The organism is Nonlabens sp. MB-3u-79 (assembly GCF_002831625.1).
Taxonomy (GTDB): Bacteria; Bacteroidota; Bacteroidia; order Flavobacteriales; family Flavobacteriaceae; genus Nonlabens.
Window position 1 is genome coordinate 1,502,501 of sequence record NZ_CP025116.1, and the last position, 15,106, is coordinate 1,517,606.

Annotated in this window: 15 protein-coding genes and 1 tRNA gene; 11 read left to right on the top strand and 5 right to left on the bottom strand. The window is 38.0% G+C overall.

Annotated elements, in window-relative coordinates:
* Positions 1 to 29: 29 nt before the first annotated feature.
* Together galE and CW736_RS06600 are read right to left on the bottom strand one after the other, a co-directional pair.
* The gene (galE, locus tag CW736_RS06595) at positions 30 to 1,046 is read right to left on the bottom strand and encodes a UDP-glucose 4-epimerase GalE (RefSeq protein WP_101013209.1); all 1,017 of its coding nucleotides are present in this window, start codon (positions 1,044 to 1,046) and stop codon (positions 30 to 32) included.
* An 89-nt stretch (positions 1,047 to 1,135) separates the two neighbouring features.
* The gene (locus tag CW736_RS06600; RefSeq protein ID WP_101013210.1) at positions 1,136 to 2,278 is read right to left on the bottom strand and encodes an acyl-CoA dehydrogenase; all 1,143 of its coding nucleotides are present in this window, start codon (positions 2,276 to 2,278) and stop codon (positions 1,136 to 1,138) included.
* 78 nt (positions 2,279 to 2,356) lie between these two features.
* Between CW736_RS06600 and CW736_RS06605 the strand changes: the two genes are divergently transcribed.
* The 11 genes from CW736_RS06605 (at position 2,357) to CW736_RS06655 (ending at position 11,954) form a co-directional block, all read left to right on the top strand.
* Positions 2,357 to 3,412, top strand: a complete 1,056-nt coding sequence (locus tag CW736_RS06605) for an anhydro-N-acetylmuramic acid kinase (RefSeq protein ID WP_101013211.1) — start codon at positions 2,357 to 2,359, stop codon at positions 3,410 to 3,412.
* A gap of 65 nt (positions 3,413 to 3,477) precedes the next feature.
* The gene (locus tag CW736_RS06610) at positions 3,478 to 4,704 is read left to right on the top strand and encodes a Glu/Leu/Phe/Val dehydrogenase dimerization domain-containing protein (protein WP_101013212.1); all 1,227 of its coding nucleotides are present in this window, start codon (positions 3,478 to 3,480) and stop codon (positions 4,702 to 4,704) included.
* Entirely contained in the window at positions 4,704 to 6,233 is a 1,530-nt protein-coding gene (locus CW736_RS06615; protein WP_232735436.1) for a Na(+)/H(+) antiporter NhaB, read from the top strand. The genes CW736_RS06610 and CW736_RS06615 overlap by 1 nt, the downstream gene beginning before the upstream one ends.
* Positions 6,234 to 6,366: 133 nt before the next feature.
* Positions 6,367 to 7,062: a MotA/TolQ/ExbB proton channel family protein gene (locus CW736_RS06620; protein WP_101013214.1), complete on the top strand. Its 696-nt coding sequence runs from the start codon at positions 6,367 to 6,369 to the stop codon at positions 7,060 to 7,062.
* A gap of 2 nt (positions 7,063 to 7,064) precedes the next feature.
* The gene (locus CW736_RS06625) at positions 7,065 to 7,457 is read left to right on the top strand and encodes an ExbD/TolR family protein (RefSeq protein ID WP_101013215.1); all 393 of its coding nucleotides are present in this window, start codon (positions 7,065 to 7,067) and stop codon (positions 7,455 to 7,457) included.
* Between the two features lie 2 nt (positions 7,458 to 7,459).
* Positions 7,460 to 8,275: a hypothetical protein gene (locus CW736_RS06630; RefSeq protein WP_101013216.1), complete on the top strand. Its 816-nt coding sequence runs from the start codon at positions 7,460 to 7,462 to the stop codon at positions 8,273 to 8,275.
* A 50-nt stretch (positions 8,276 to 8,325) separates the two neighbouring features.
* On the top strand, positions 8,326 to 9,495 hold the full coding sequence (locus CW736_RS06635) for a bifunctional folylpolyglutamate synthase/dihydrofolate synthase (protein ID WP_101013217.1): 1,170 nt from the start codon (positions 8,326 to 8,328) through the stop codon (positions 9,493 to 9,495).
* Positions 9,496 to 9,638: 143 nt separating this feature from the next.
* Positions 9,639 to 9,713 (top strand) — tRNA-Val (locus CW736_RS06640).
* Between the two features lie 219 nt (positions 9,714 to 9,932).
* A complete protein-coding gene (locus CW736_RS06645; RefSeq protein WP_262493810.1) occupies positions 9,933 to 10,160 on the top strand; it encodes a GIY-YIG nuclease family protein in 228 nt (75 codons plus the stop codon).
* Positions 10,161 to 10,371: 211 nt separating this feature from the next.
* A complete protein-coding gene (locus CW736_RS06650) occupies positions 10,372 to 10,692 on the top strand; it encodes a helix-turn-helix domain-containing protein (RefSeq protein ID WP_101013218.1) in 321 nt (106 codons plus the stop codon).
* A complete protein-coding gene (locus CW736_RS06655) occupies positions 10,692 to 11,954 on the top strand; it encodes a type II toxin-antitoxin system HipA family toxin (protein ID WP_101013219.1) in 1,263 nt (420 codons plus the stop codon). The genes CW736_RS06650 and CW736_RS06655 overlap by 1 nt, the downstream gene beginning before the upstream one ends.
* Positions 11,955 to 12,070: 116 nt before the next feature.
* On the opposite strand, the gene CW736_RS06660 is transcribed toward CW736_RS06655, so the two are convergent.
* From CW736_RS06660 to CW736_RS06670, 3 genes are read right to left on the bottom strand one after another with little or no spacing between them, the layout of a single operon-like run.
* Positions 12,071 to 13,546: a hypothetical protein gene (locus tag CW736_RS06660; RefSeq protein ID WP_101013220.1), complete on the bottom strand. Its 1,476-nt coding sequence runs from the start codon at positions 13,544 to 13,546 to the stop codon at positions 12,071 to 12,073.
* Positions 13,536 to 14,909: a class I SAM-dependent methyltransferase gene (locus CW736_RS06665; protein ID WP_101013221.1), complete on the bottom strand. Its 1,374-nt coding sequence runs from the start codon at positions 14,907 to 14,909 to the stop codon at positions 13,536 to 13,538. The genes CW736_RS06660 and CW736_RS06665 overlap by 11 nt, the downstream gene beginning before the upstream one ends.
* Positions 14,909 to 15,100: a hypothetical protein gene (locus CW736_RS06670; RefSeq protein ID WP_101013222.1), complete on the bottom strand. Its 192-nt coding sequence runs from the start codon at positions 15,098 to 15,100 to the stop codon at positions 14,909 to 14,911. The genes CW736_RS06665 and CW736_RS06670 overlap by 1 nt, the downstream gene beginning before the upstream one ends.
* Between the last annotated feature and the right edge of the window lie 6 nt (positions 15,101 to 15,106).

Here is a 15,106-nt window from a genome sequence, read left to right on the forward strand (position 1 = left end):
TATCGGTTTGACAGCTTAAGGTTTACCGGTTACTTTCTTCTTACTGCTTTTTCCCATTCCCAAGAACTAGCAAGAGCCTCTTGCAAAGAATAGGTAGATTTCCATCCAAGCACTTGATTTACCTTATCAGTCTGTGCATAGGCTTCAACTACATCTCCAGCACGGCGTCCTACAATTTTATAATTCAGTTCTTTTCCAGTGGCTTTTTCAAAAGCTGTGATTACTTCTAATACGGTAGAACCTGTTCCAGTTCCTACATTAAATACTTCAAAGTTTTCTTTTCCTTTTTTCTCGAGCAGTCTAGAAAGAGCTGCGACATGAGCTTTGGCAAGATCCACCACATGAATGTAATCTCTTACTGCGGTTCCATCACGGGTAGGGTAGTCATTTCCGTAAACAGAAAGTTGTTCTCTCAGCCCTATGGCAGTTTGAGTAATATAAGGAACTAGGTTTTGTGGAATACCTAAAGGGAGTTCACCAATTTTAGCACTCTTATGAGCTCCTATTGGGTTAAAATATCTTAAAGCGATCGCATTTAAATGTGGTGTTACTTTACAGGTGTCTCTTATAATCTCTTCTCCGATTTGCTTTGTGTTGCCGTAAGGAGATTCAGCTGGTTTTATGGCAGCATTTTCTGTAACTGGTAATTTGTCAGCTTGTCCATAGACTGTACAAGAAGAACTAAAGATAAAGCTAGTTTCTTTATCTTGGATGTTTTGAAGCATATACACCAGAGCATTGATATTGTTTTCATAATATAACAATGGGTTTTCTACACTTTCACCTACGGCTTTTGAAGCAGCAAAATGAATGATTCCTTTTACATCATCATGTTTAGCAAAAAATGTGGATAGAGATTCTTTATCTCTGACGTCTACCTTTTCAAAACTGGGTTGGATAGTTGTTATGGCGGTGATCTTATCTAAAACGTCTAAAGAAGTATTAGATAAATTATCTATAATAAGGACTTCATAGCCTTGTTCTTGTAGTTCTACCACAACGTGAGAGCCTATATAACCCAATCCACCAGTAACTAATATTTTCATAGATAGTAAAAATAAACTTTATTATCAAAGTAGCTCAACAAAAAGAGCTGCAAAAATTGCAGCTCTTTACTATATATTTAGAATCTTAATTAATCTCTGAGTAAACCTCTAGAAATCACTATTTTTTGAATCTCACTCGTTCCTTCATAGATCTGAGTGATTTTTGCATCTCTCATAAAGCGCTCTACATGATATTCTTTTACATAGCCGTTACCACCAAAAACTTGTACCGCCTCAACAGAGGTGTCCATAGCCGTTTGAGAAGCAAAAAGCTTTGCCATTGCACCGCTCATGTCATAATCACGGCCTTGGTCTTTATCCCATGCACTTTGCATTACTAAGTGACGAGCTGCGGTAATATTAGTATGCATGTCGGCTAGTTTAAAAGCAATAGCTTGATGATTACAGATCTCTGTGCCAAAAGCTTTTCTCACCTTTGAATAATCTCTAGCGAGTTCATAAGCCCCAGCAGCAATCCCTAAGGCTTGTGCAGCAATTCCTATACGACCACCAGAAAGTGATTTCATCGCAAATTTAAATCCAAAACCGTCTTCTCCGATTCTGTTTTCTTTAGGAACTTTTACATCATTAAAGATCAAGGAGTGTGTATCACTACCACGTATTCCTAACTTATCTTCTTTTGCACCTACTTCAAATCCATCCCATCCTTTTTCTACAATAAAGGCGTTGATTCCTTTGTGCTTCTTCTCTTTGTCAGTTTGAGCGATAACGATGTAAAAGTCTGCGCTGTTACCGTTTGTGATCCAGTTTTTGGTACCATTCAATACATAATGGTCCCCTTTGTCTATAGCTGTAGTTTTTTGAGAAGTAGCATCACTACCGGCTTCTGGTTCAGAAAGACAAAAAGCACCTATAGATTCTCCAGTAGTTAATTTAGTAAGGTATTTTTCCTTTTGTGCCTCATTAGCATAGGTATCAAGACCCCAACAGACTAAGGAATTATTGACAGAAACTATTACAGAAGCACTAGCGTCTACCTTAGAAAGTTCTTCCATTACGAGTACATAAGAAATAGTATCCATTCCTCCGCCACCGTACTTAGGAGATGCCATCATACCAAGAAAACCTAGTTCGCCCATTTTTTTAACTTGCTCGGTCGGGAATCTTTGATGTGTATCTCTTTCTATAACGCCAGGTAAAAGTTCCGTTTTTGCAAAATCTCTCGCTGCATCTCTAATCATAAGATGCTCTTCTGTTAGGCCAAAATCCATTTATTCTTTTATTTTTTAGTTATTTTTCCGTTTTGCAAATCTAATGCTATTCTCACCCATTTTCAACACCTTTAACTAATGAATCATCAGTACTATAACGTTTTAGGAATCATGTCAGGCACCTCTCTCGACGGCATTGATATTGCGCACATCACATTATTACGTAAAGAGAGTTGGAGCTTTCATATTCACAGGGCAATAACGGTGCCGTATACTAGCGAAATGAAGCAACAGCTTGCTGAGGCAATAACCTATAATAAGAGAGAAGTTGAACAATTAAATCTAAAATACACCAGATACCTTGCCGAAAAAATCCTCAATTTTATTGATGCCCATAAAATCGATAACTTAGTAGCGGTTTGCTCTCACGGACATACTATTTTTCACCAACCTCAAGAAAATTACACCCTACAAATAGGAAATTTGCCAGAGCTAGCCCAACTTATCAATCAACGAGTAGTTTGTGATTATAGGGTTCAGGATGTCGCTCTGCAGGGTCAGGGAGCACCTTTAGTTCCCATAGGCGACCAATTGTTATTTGGGGCTTATGATTATTGTTTGAATCTGGGCGGTTTTGCAAACATGAGTTTTGAGCAAAACGCACAACGTATAGCTTATGACCTTTGTCCGGTAAATGTCGTTCTCAACCATTACGCTTTGAAATTGGGTAAGGAATACGATGCAGGTGGCGCTTTCGCGAAAGCGGGAACCATACAAACACCCGTACTAGAACAGCTAAACTCTTTAGAGTATTACCATCAAAACGCTCCTAAATCATTGGGAATGGAATGGGTAAACGCTCATATTTTCCAAATCTTAGATCCAATAAAAGATACCTGCGATATCATAGCCACGTATACAGAACATGTTGCAGTGCAAATTGCAAAACAATTAGAACCAGAAAAGACCTTGTTGATTACTGGAGGTGGCGCATTCAACACTTATTTAATAGAGTCCATAAGCAAGCATTCCAGCGCTAAAATTATAATTCCAGAGGCTGTCATCGTTGAGCATAAAGAGGCATTGATCTTTGCGCTTTTAGGGGTTTTGAAACTGCGTAACGAGAACAATTGCCTCTCTAGTGTTACAGGGGCAGATCGGGATCACAGCAGCGGTGTTATTTATGTGCCTTAAGAAAATCTAAAAATGTGGATTTCCACTTTTAGCTACGTTATATTTGTGCAAACTAATATAGTAATATGAAGGAACTTCTTAAACGTTATGAAAACGCCGATCCTGAAATCGTTTTTCACTGGAATGACCCAGAGACTGATGCTGAAGGGTGGACGGTTATCAATAGTTTACGCGGTGGTGCTGCCGGTGGTGGTACCCGAATGAGAAAAGGACTTGATAAAAATGAAGTGCTTTCACTTGCCAAAACCATGGAAATTAAGTTTACCGTTTCTGGCCCAGCAATAGGTGGTGCAAAATCAGGAATCAACTTTGATCCACAAGACCCTCGTAAAAAAGGTGTTTTAGAACGCTGGTATAAAGCCGTTTCTCCTTTGCTAAAAAGTTACTACGGTACTGGTGGGGACCTTAACGTAGACGAAATTCACGAAGTTATTCCTATGACAGAAGACTGTGGGGTATGGCACCCGCAAGAAGGTGTTTTTAACGGACATTTTTCTCCTACTGAGGCAGATAAGATCAACCGAATAGGGCAATTGCGTCAAGGAGTAATTAAAGTGATTGAAAACCCATCATTTTCTCCAGATATTTCTAAAAAATACACAGTGGCCGATATGATCACTGGTTATGGAGTTGCAGAAGCGGTAAAACACTTCTATGATATTTATGGAGGAGATGTAAAAGGAAAACGTGCCGTTGTGCAAGGATTTGGTAATGTAGGAAGTGCCGCTGCTTTTTATCTCTCACAAATGGGAGCAAAAGTAGTTGGAATTATAGACCAAGTGGGCGGACTGATCAATGAAGACGGTTTTAGCTTTGAAGAAATTACAGAGTTGTTTATCCATAAAGATGGGAACAACTTAAAAGCCAAAGAATTAATTCCCTTTGAAGAAGTGAACGATCGCATTTGGAAAATAAAGACAGAAATTTTTGCACCTTGTGCAGCCTCTAGATTGATTTCTCAAGATCAAATTGATCAAATGATCTCTTCTGGTTTAGAAGTTATTTCTTGCGGAGCAAATGTGCCTTTTGCAGATAAGGAAATCTTCTTTGGATCGATCATGGAACATACAGATGAGCAGGTAAGTTTGATACCTGATTTTATATCTAATTGTGGTATGGCTAGAGTATTTGCCTACTTTATGGAACGACGAGTGCAAATGACAGATGAGGCGATATTTAATGATACGAGTATGACCATACGCAACGCCATCCAAAACACATTTAATAACAATAGCTCTAAAAAACAAATCAGTTCTACTGCATTTGAAATCGCTCTTAAACAATTAGTTTGATGAAATACTTCTTAGGTAACAGCCCTAAATGGTTCAAGTTGACCATGATCTCTTTTTTAATCTTTAATGTCTTAGGTTACTTTACCTTGAGTGGTACGGTGATGGGATGGGTTTTTATAGGAGAATTTATTTTCTGTCTAGCAATGGCTTTAAAGTGTTATCCATTACAGTCTGGTGGGTTACTAGCCATACAAGTACTGGCGTTGGGGTTAACACATCCCATGTATAAAATCGACGAGAATACACATCAACCTATTCTTGATGAATTAGGAAATCATATCACGGGTGGCGTGTATGCAGAGGTGTCTCAAAATCTTGAAGTGATTCTCCTTCTTGTTTTTATGGTCGCGGGTATCTACTTTATGAAGCCACTATTGATGTATATTTTTGTAAAACTGTTTACAAAGATCAAGTCTAAACTTGTGTTATCCCTCGTGTTCCTTTTATTAAGTGCTGTATTATCAGCCTTTTTAGATGCTTTAACAGTTACTGCGGTGCTGATAAGTGTTGGAATAGGTTTTTACAATGTGTACCATAAAATTCATTCTAGTGATCTTGATCTTGATAAGGACAACACCTTAGACCGAGAGCAATTAAGCGGTGAGACTCTAGAAGAATTCCGTTCCTTTTTGCGTAGTTTGATAATGCACGGTGTGGTAGGGACTGCATTAGGTGGTGTTTGTACTATCGTAGGAGAGCCTCAAAACTTATTGATTGGTTCTAAAATGGGATGGGATTTTATTGAATTCTTTAAGGTAATGACTGTAGTTACCATGCCGGTTTTAGCGGCGGGTATCTTAACAACCATTATGTTAGAAACGACCAAAACTTTTGGTTTTGGTCAGAAAATGCCTCCTGTCGTAAGACATATTATAAAAGGATGGATGGAAAAAAGAGATGAAGAGCGTACAGCTAAAGAGAAATATGCACTTGTAGTTCAAGCGATATCTGCTGTTTTATTAATTACAGGTCTTGCTCTTCACATAGCACCAGTAGGATTTATAGGGTTAGGTTTGATCGTTATTCAAACGGCTTTTATAGGTATTATTGATGAGCACAGTCTAGGTAAAGCTTTTGAAGAAGCACTTCCTTTTACGGGGCTATTAGTAGTTTTCTTTGTTATTGTTGCCATGATTCACGATCAGCATTTATTTGTTCCTATTATAGACTGGGCATTGAGTCAGGATCCAGAAAGCCAGCCGGCTATTTTCTATTTAGCAAATGGATTCTTAAGTATGATTTCTGACAACGTATTTGTAGCTACGGTTTACATCAATGAAGTAAGCACTGCATACGAGGCAGGGGCTATTACAAGAGAACAGTACGAGCACCTTGCAGTAGCTATTAATACAGGGACTAATTTACCTAGTGTGGCTACACCTAATGGGCAAGCAGCATTTTTGTTCTTGTTGACTTCTGCTTTGGCACCTTTAATCAACTTATCTTATGGTAAGATGGTAAAGATGGCATTTCCGTATACCATTGTTTTGACATTGGTAGGTTTAGCATGTGTGGTGTTCTTTTTGTAAGAAAAGAGTATTATTGCAGGAGATTATTTTTTATCTCGCTTTCGCGAAAGCAGACTTTTAAAAATCAAATTTATAGTTCAAGACAATGAAATGTTAAGGAACTCGTTAACAAACATATTAATCACATACTTTAATGAACCTACTTTTTCAAGAAACCGCAGGAATTACAACAGAGGCAGCTCCACTTGTAAATGAAGAATCTCAATCTTTATTAGGCTTAATTACCGCTGGAGGCCCATCTGGAACGGTGATTATAGGCGTACTGATTCTTCTGTTATTTTTTGCTCTTTATATTTACTTTGAACGTCTTATGAAGATAAGGGCCAGTTCAAAAATTGATAGCAATTTCATGCTGCAGATAAAGGATCATATTTCTAATGGTCGTCTAGACAATGCAAAAATGCTTTGTGCAAAGGAAGATTCTCCTGTAGCACGACTTACAGAAAAAGGAATAAGCCGCATAGGTTCTCCTCTTGAGGACATCAATAGTGCTATTGAAAATGCAGGAAGACTTGAAGTGTATAAATTGGAGAAAAACGTAAGCATGTTGGCCACTATAGCCGGCGCTGCTCCTATGATCGGGTTTTTAGGTACCGTTATAGGTATGGTTATCGCTTTTAAAACTCTAGCAGACGCAGGAGGTAGCGCAGACATGGGTAGTCTAGCAGGTGGTATTTACACGGCGATGATTACTACTGTGGCAGGTCTTATAGTAGGTATTGTAGCTTATATAGGTTACAACCATTTAGTAGTTAAAACAGATAAAGTGGTGCATCAAATGGAAGAAAATGCATCTGACTTCTTAGATCTTTTAAATGAACCAGCTTAATTATGAACTTAAGAGGTAGAAATAAGGTAAGTCCAGAATTCTCGATGTCGTCCATGACTGATATCGTGTTTTTGCTTTTGGTATTCTTTTTGCTCACATCTCCATCGATCACTCCAGAGGCTTTAGATTTATTGCTTCCTAGTGCTGGCGGGAAAACGCAAACCCAAGGTAAAGTCACCGTAAGTATATCAAAAGAAGGTGTTTTTTACGTGGATGCTACACAGGCTACAGAAGAAGATTTAGAAACTAAAATTCTATCAGTGCTGCAGGGGAAAGAAAAACCTACCATCATGTTGCGGTCTGATAAAGACGCCGCGGTAAGACATTCTGTAAGAGTTATGGATATAGCCAACAGGAATAAAATTCAAATTGTACTTGCTGTAAAAAATAATTAGTCATGAGTTACCTGAAGACAAAAGAACAAAAAAAATCAGCAGCTATCAGTGTCTTACTGGTGGTCTTGCTCGTTCTATTATTTAGATTTGTCTCCATAATTAATGTCATTGAAGCACCTGAAGATTCTGGGATAGCTATCAATTTCGGTAATACTGCTGTAGGTTCTGGGCCGGTAGAGCCAGCAAAGACGACTAAAGTGGCACCACAGTCTAATCCAGAACAAGTTACACAGCCAGAAACACCTCAAGTAGAGAATATAGTCACCCAAGAAAACACAGAGGCCCCTTCAGTCGTCTCTGATCCAACAGTAAAACCTACAACAAAACCTACTAAGCCTGCGGCAAAACCTGTAAAACCAAAGCCGGATCCAAAGCCAGACTCGTCTGTACTCGATGCTTTGAATAGCGTCACTGGTGCCGAAACCGCAGATGGAGAAACCAATACAGGTGAAGGGCCAGGAGATGGACCAGGGAACAAAGGTGATATCAATGGCGATCCGTATGCTAACACTTATTACGGTGCTCCAGGAAGTGGGCAAGGTGGTAAAGGCTATGGTCTTAAGGGGCGTGGTAAAGTTGCCGGGAGAGGTATACTTCCCACTTGTGATGAAACCGGTAAAGTGATCGTTGAGATAGAAGTAGATCGATCAGGGAAAGTTAAAAAAGCTACCCCAGGAAAAAAGGGAACAACAAATCGTGCTGCATGTTTACTTATTGCTGCTGAGAAGAGTGCTATGACTTATAAATTTAGCGCCGCTCCTCAAGCAAAAGAAACACAAATAGGTTTTATTGAGGTGATATTTAAAGTAGGAGAATAGCTTTGTCTACGTATAAAAAAACCTTAGAGTGGCTTTTCTCTCAGCTACCGATGTACCAACGAGCAGGTAAGATAGCCTACAAAGCAGATCTGAAAAACAGTATCAGTCTTGATCAACACTTAGCTCATCCACATACATTTTATAAAAGCATACATATCGCTGGAACAAATGGTAAAGGTTCTACCAGCCATATGGTTGCTAGTGTCTTACAAGAAGCTGGTTACAAAGTAGGTCTTTATACATCGCCACATCTCAAAGATTTTAGAGAGCGTATTAGAATCAATGGAGAAATGTGTTCAGAGCAGTTTGTAGTGGACTTTGTGGATCAAAATAAATCTTTTTTTAAAGAGCATCAACTGTCTTTTTTTGAAATGACTGTAGGAATGGCTTTTCAATATTTTAAAGAGCAAAAAGTAGATGTCGCGGTTATTGAAACCGGATTAGGAGGACGACTGGATTCCACTAATATCATTACCCCTGTGGTGACCGCTATCACTAATATTGATAAAGATCACACCGCCATATTAGGAAATACCTATTTAAAAATTGCAGCTGAAAAAGCTGGAATTATTAAAAAAAGTATTCCAGTTGTGATTGGAGAAAGAAGAAATCACTTAAAAAAGCTTTTTAAAGAAAAAGCAACCTCTCTAAATAGTCCTGTTTATTTTATCGACCATAGAACTGCCCACCAACCCACAGACCTTAAAGGGAGCTATCAAGCATCTAATGTTAGAGTGGCTGAAAAAGTAATGGAGCTGTTAAGAAAAGAGGATTTCACTATTTCTTCAGCTGCTTTGAAAAGCGGCTTACTTAATGTTGTTAGAAATACGAATTTAAGAGGCAGGTATGAGGTTGTCAGTGAATCTCCTAAAACCATACTAGACACCGCGCATAACGTCGCTGGAATACGAATTCTTATGCACCAAATCAAAGCAGAGAAATGTAAAGAGCTTCATATAGTTCTAGGGATGGTAAGCGATAAAGACGCTACTAGTGTCATAAAGCTATTGCCTAAAACGGCATTTTATTATATCTCTAAGCCAGATATCCCAAGGGGAATGGAAATAGAAGTGTTAGGGAATCATTTGAATTCGTTTCAATTGAATTTTGAGAGTTTTGATTCTATAAATCAGGCGTTTAAAACTGCTCAGAAAAGGGCTTCAAAAGCAGATGTCATTCTGGCGACAGGAAGCACTTTTGTGGTAGCTGAAATTATTTAAAAAATCTGTTTTTATTTCTTTGCAGAAATAAAAACAGTTGTATATTTGCAACCGCTTTAGGGCACATAGCTCAGTTGATTCAGAGCATCCCGATTTAGATCGGGAGAGTCAGGTTTCCGAATCTTGACTATAAAAAAATAATCGGGCGCATAGCTCAGTTGGTTCAGAGCACTTGGTTTACACCCAAGGGGTCGGGGGTTCGAATCCCTCTGCGCCCACAAAAGGTCTTCAGCAATGAAGACCTTTTTTTATTTCCATGAAGTACTACACGTATACCAATTTGTTTTTTAAATGACGTATTAAAAATTTGAATTATCTTTTATTCAGTTTAGGAATAGAATCTAAGCATAGCAGTGGCTATGGTTCTATTTTATGACGACAAATGGATAAAAAAGAAACTAATTTTATACGGTATTTGAATGATAAATGGGTATTAAATATTATTCTCTGAAAAGCTTCATCGCTATTACATTGGTTCTACCCAAGATGTAAAGGAGCGCCTAAATAAACATCTTGCAAGTACAACAGGATTTACTTCTAAAGCAAAAGATTGGAACATCAAATACGTTGAGGAATTTGACACTCGAAGAGAAGCCATAAAGAGAGAAAACCAAATCAAAAAGTGGAAAAGTAGCTTGATGATCGAAAAACTAATCGGCGCTTAGCTCAGTTGGTTCAGAGCATCGGGGGTTTACCGAAGTGAATTCGGTATAAACTACTTCAACTGTGCCCACAAATCCTCATAATCTATTGATTATGAGGATTTTTTTTTATTAAATTAACACCACTCTCCTCATTAACCCCTATCTATAAAATCAACATAACGTTTCATATATGACACAAATAATACTATATTTGTATTTTATATGACACATTATGCCTAAAAAGAAAACTATATTACTACCAAAAGCAGAGAAAATTCTTTCTCAATTAGGAGAGAATATCCGCCTAGCGCGATTAAGAAGAAAGTTAAGTGCAGAGCAGGTTGCTGAAAGAGCAAACATTGGTAGGTCTACACTTTGGAAAATTGAAGAAGGTAAAGGATCTGTATCTATGGGCAACTATTTGCAAACATTACTGGTCTTAGGTTTAGAAAAAGATCTCTTAACAGTGGCGAATGATGATGTTTTAGGGCGTAAAATTCAAGATGCTGATTTAACAGTTAAAGAAAGAGCACCAAAGAAAAACAATAAATAATGAGTGCTGAAAGAAAAGAAATATTAGTGTATGCTCATTGGGTAGGTTTTAATGAGCCTACCTTAATGGGAGTATTATATGCTTCTCTCAATAAGGGAAAAGAGCTATTCTCATTTGAGTACAATGAAGAATGGCTAAAGCTTAAAGAAGCTACAGCTATCGATCCAGATTTACGACTGTTTTCTGGACCACAATATTTAAATGAAGACAAGTCTAATTTCGGTATTTTTCTAGACTCCTCTCCAGATCGCTGGGGAAGATTATTAATGAGAAGAAAAGAAGCCGCAATAGCTAGAAAAGAAGAACGCAAACCACGCAACCTTTTTGAGTCTGATTATGTTCTTGGCGTTTTTGATGCTAATAGAATGGGTGCACTGCGTTTTAAAACAGCTGTGGACGGTCCATTTCTAGATGATAATGCACAAATGTCTGCTCCAGCGTGGACAGCTTTAAGAGATTTAGAATATGCCAGTTTACAATTAGAAAGTGATGATGCACCAGATGACCCAGAGTACTTACAATGGTTAAATATGTTAATGGCTCCAGGTTCTTCTTTAGGTGGAGCAAGGCCAAAAGCAAATGTTCAAGATACAGATGGCTCCTTATGGATTGCAAAGTTCCCAAGTGGCAATGATGATAAAGATATTGGCGCCTGGGAACAGCTTACATATGAGTTGGCAATACAATGTGGTATTGATATGGCAGAGTCCAGAATACAAAAATTCTCACACCATCAGCATACGTTCATTACTAAACGTTTTGATAGGACTGCAGATAAGCAACGTATTCATTTTGCTTCGGCTATGACTTTATTGGGTTATACAGATGGTGTAGATCATCAAGATGGTGCAAGCTATTTAGACCTTGTAGAGTTCTTGATGCAAAATGGTGCGAACATCGACAAAGATTTAGTAAAGTTATGGACGCGTGTAGTGTTCAATATTTGTGTTTCTAACACAGATGACCATTTACGTAATCACGGTTTTATATTATCTGAAGGCGGCTGGACACTTTCTCCTGCCTATGATATAAACCCAATAGAAGGTGGTAATGGACTTAAATTGAATATAGACAGCGAGGATAACTCTCAAAATTTAGAACTAGCATTATCGGTTGCGCCTTACTTTAGATTAAAGCCAGAAGAAGCTCAATTAATTATTGACCAAATCCTTGAGGTAGTTTCCAACTGGCAAATCCTTGCAAAAAAAATGGGGATTTCCAGAGCAGAAATAGAACGAATGGGGGGTTGTTTCAAATTTTAAAAATTAATAGATTTAGAGAACATTAACCCAACATCTTCATTCAAAAGGTTCGAACTTTATCGCTTCGACTCCACAAAAGGTCTTCAGCAATGAAGGCCTTTTTTTATGCCTTGAAATCAAGGTTTCTCTACCTTCTCCATCACAGAGTTTCCATGGGTGTCGTAATATTGGTACAGTACCTTCTTAGCATCAGATTTGATGAGCAAATAACTGCTGTTATCAAAGGAGCTTGTAGAAGGGGCCAAATCCCCTGATAAGTAATCAAACAAGGCAGGGAAAACTCCTATAGAACTTCTAACCGTTTTTTGAAACGGATCAAAACCCTGAGGTGCTTTTACCGCGTATAAGCCATTAAAAACACTTTCCTTAAGCGCTAGGTCTTTCTCTGGCTGCATATAAGCAGCCCCAGTATGCGTATAACCTACAAAGCCTCCGTGATCTGCAACAATCAAAATAATTGCTTCAGGATCATTTAATTCGATGAATTGAACCATATCGATAAGTTGTGACGAAATGGACTTGATCTCTTCTCGGTATTTGTTTTTTTCAAAGGTTATCGCGTCTTCTCGATCCTTACTAAATGAAATATGACCCGGATGAAGAATCTCTACAAAGTAAAACTGAGGATCTTCAGTGGCACTTAAAACTTGGGTCTCAAAATCTTTTTTATAGTCCTTTCCTAAAAAGTAGTTAGGTAATAATGGCGACAGTTCACTGCGGTTTACATTATTGGTATCATAAGAAACCTCGGGATAATTGAGCAGGAGATAAGAATGTTCTAAGATTAAATTAGTCTTATATCCATTATTTACAAAGGTGGTTAGTACAGGATTGTCTCCAAGAATAATGTCTCTAGCATTCATCAGTTCATTATTCATTTCTCCATAATGCAAGTAGTGATGTTGCGCAGTAAACAAGGTACTGTTAGAAGCAAGGGTGGTGGGATAATTGCTTCTAAAATCAGCATTAAACTGAAAACCTTGTGCTTTCATAGTATCGTAAAAGCTATGGTTATCTAATTGATAGCTATCGTTATTTGCTGCTTGCTGACCTACATATCCATCCGGCTGCAGCAAATACACATTGGGCTTCTTTTGAAAAACACTAGATTCAAATGCCATAGGTTGCACCCAGTCTTCACTAGAGAGGACAGACGAGCTTATAAAAAAAAGTAATTGGCCTGCGGCAACCAGGCACATGATGCTGAGAAGCAAAACAATTTTCTTATAGTGTTTTGCCATAAAAAAGGAAGCAGCTATTGCTAATAGAGCAACTAATATCAAGGCTTTCCACCTCCATCCTAAATAAATAGAAAGAGAGAAGATAATAGAGAAATTGATCAGCAGAAAGGACCAGTACAATTGTGCCCTTTTTTCAGGCATTTTTCTTTTAAATAATAAATCAAGTAATAGAAAGAGAAAGCTCGGTATCAACACAAAACAAGCTATAAAACTACTGAGTTGTTGCCATGAATTGACTACTGTATAGTTTTTAAGGTATAAATAAATGATAGCGTAAGAGCCAGGAAGTAGGGTCACTGTCCACCAAAAGTGATCTTTACTAGACAGGTATTTTACTATTTTATCCTTCATGTCGTTCAAAAAGAAATAATGTGCGTTCGGTACCTTCGATTTTCTCTGATTTGATCAATTTGAATTGCTTTTGGTACGCTTTCGCGAAAGCGGAAACACTATAATCATCAAATAAATGACGAGCATCTCGTTTGCTGTCTAATATAAACTTCACCCAGCTGTCCTCTCGGTCTGGAAACTCTATGATCAAATACGGGGACAATTCAGCAAAATAAGCGGCACTCATCTCAAAGGGAACATTTCCCGTCAAGGTGATGTGATGAATCAAAGCAAGAGCCATAGTCACTTCTGGTTGAAAGTCAATTACTCGAGAGCTAAAAGAATCCCGTTCTTGATGATGGAATCCTATAGCCGGTGAAGGCTGCATCAAATCGCAAACCAAAGGGATGAGCTTATTTTCTTTAGACTTCAATTGATCCAAGTAGCATTGATCTATTGCGGGTTGGTCTATATCACTCACAATAATCTGATCTGCTTGGTCTAGTAATTCCTTTGCAAAGGTGCCGTCATTACCACCTAGGTCTATTATTTTACGAGCTTCTATAGCAGCACACCATTCTTTAATGAGTTTCTTTTTGGTATGAAAGGACGCTGCTTGATAATTGATCTGATCATAGTAACTGGACCACTCTGTGTTTTCTTTAGAAGTCATGTTGTTGATATGCTGTTCTAGAGCTTGCAACATTTTTATCTGAGAAGACTTGGAAAGATGTGCCTCTTTGCTTTCTGTTTTTTCAGAGTTTTCCTTAACGTCAGATTTTGAAAGCAAGTGAATATGACTAAAAATAATAGGGTGGAATCTAGAGGTAAAAGGCAACTGTCGTTTAACGTCACTTAAGGCCATCCCGTTAATAGAATGCTGAAGGGTTTTTAAATACTGCCCACCGTATTTTTGAGCGAGAAGTAAAGGTCCAAAAAAGTGTTCGTTAAATTGCTTTAAGGCTCTCCATGGCGTATTTTCTTTATACTGCTCGATACTCAAGGTATCTATAAATACGGCTTTACCTCTATGAAAGGCGATGTTAAAAGCACTGGCGTCTTTTAAGGAAAAGTCATTTTCTAAAAGGAAAATTTGAAGCCTAAGAGTGAGTTGCGCAGCGTGTTTGTATTGGCTAAAACTCCACTCATAAGGGTAAGTAATAAAGTCTAACTGTTCTGGAAGAATAATAATCTTTTCTTCATCACTACTGATTTCCTTATGGGGGATGAGCCATTTTTTATCAAAAAGCTTTTGATAAATCCCAGTATTTTTTGCCTTGCGGTACTCTTCAAAATACACTGGATGGATCTGTCGGTAAAAGACCCCTTTTTCTTTGTATACAAAACCAGAGGGATCTCTGTATGAAGATGGATGCCTAAGCATTAGTTGCTTTCAGAATCTTGTTCATAGTTGCTGTCAAAACTACTGTCTTTTTGTTGTTTTTTTAAACCTATCCAGCCTTTTACAACGGTGATGACTTTTTTGTAGAATAAAACAAATCCAGCTAATGCCGCTATTGCCGCTTGAGCGATCATCATTCCTAGTCCAGGATCAAAATAAAGCAAGTAATTCATAACGGC

Excerpts from the sequence above, each read along its gene's own strand:
- galE (WP_101013209.1), bottom strand. The coding sequence starts at position 1,046 with ATGAAAATATTAGTTACTGGTGGATTGGGTTATATAGGCTCTCACGTT.
- CW736_RS06600 (WP_101013210.1), bottom strand. The coding sequence starts at position 2,278 with ATGGATTTTGGCCTAACAGAAGAGCATCTTATGATTAGAGATGCAGCG.
- CW736_RS06605 (WP_101013211.1), top strand. The coding sequence starts at position 2,357 with ATGAATCATCAGTACTATAACGTTTTAGGAATCATGTCAGGCACCTCT.
- CW736_RS06610 (WP_101013212.1), top strand. The coding sequence starts at position 3,478 with ATGAAGGAACTTCTTAAACGTTATGAAAACGCCGATCCTGAAATCGTT.
- CW736_RS06615 (WP_232735436.1), top strand. The coding sequence starts at position 4,704 with ATGAAATACTTCTTAGGTAACAGCCCTAAATGGTTCAAGTTGACCATG.
- CW736_RS06620 (WP_101013214.1), top strand. The coding sequence starts at position 6,367 with ATGAACCTACTTTTTCAAGAAACCGCAGGAATTACAACAGAGGCAGCT.
- CW736_RS06625 (WP_101013215.1), top strand. The coding sequence starts at position 7,065 with ATGAACTTAAGAGGTAGAAATAAGGTAAGTCCAGAATTCTCGATGTCG.
- CW736_RS06630 (WP_101013216.1), top strand. The coding sequence starts at position 7,460 with ATGAGTTACCTGAAGACAAAAGAACAAAAAAAATCAGCAGCTATCAGT.
- CW736_RS06635 (WP_101013217.1), top strand. The coding sequence starts at position 8,326 with ATGTACCAACGAGCAGGTAAGATAGCCTACAAAGCAGATCTGAAAAAC.
- CW736_RS06650 (WP_101013218.1), top strand. The coding sequence starts at position 10,372 with ATGCCTAAAAAGAAAACTATATTACTACCAAAAGCAGAGAAAATTCTT.
- CW736_RS06655 (WP_101013219.1), top strand. The coding sequence starts at position 10,692 with ATGAGTGCTGAAAGAAAAGAAATATTAGTGTATGCTCATTGGGTAGGT.
- CW736_RS06660 (WP_101013220.1), bottom strand. The coding sequence starts at position 13,546 with ATGAAGGATAAAATAGTAAAATACCTGTCTAGTAAAGATCACTTTTGG.
- CW736_RS06665 (WP_101013221.1), bottom strand. The coding sequence starts at position 14,909 with ATGCTTAGGCATCCATCTTCATACAGAGATCCCTCTGGTTTTGTATAC.
- CW736_RS06670 (WP_101013222.1), bottom strand. The coding sequence starts at position 15,100 with ATGAATTACTTGCTTTATTTTGATCCTGGACTAGGAATGATGATCGCT.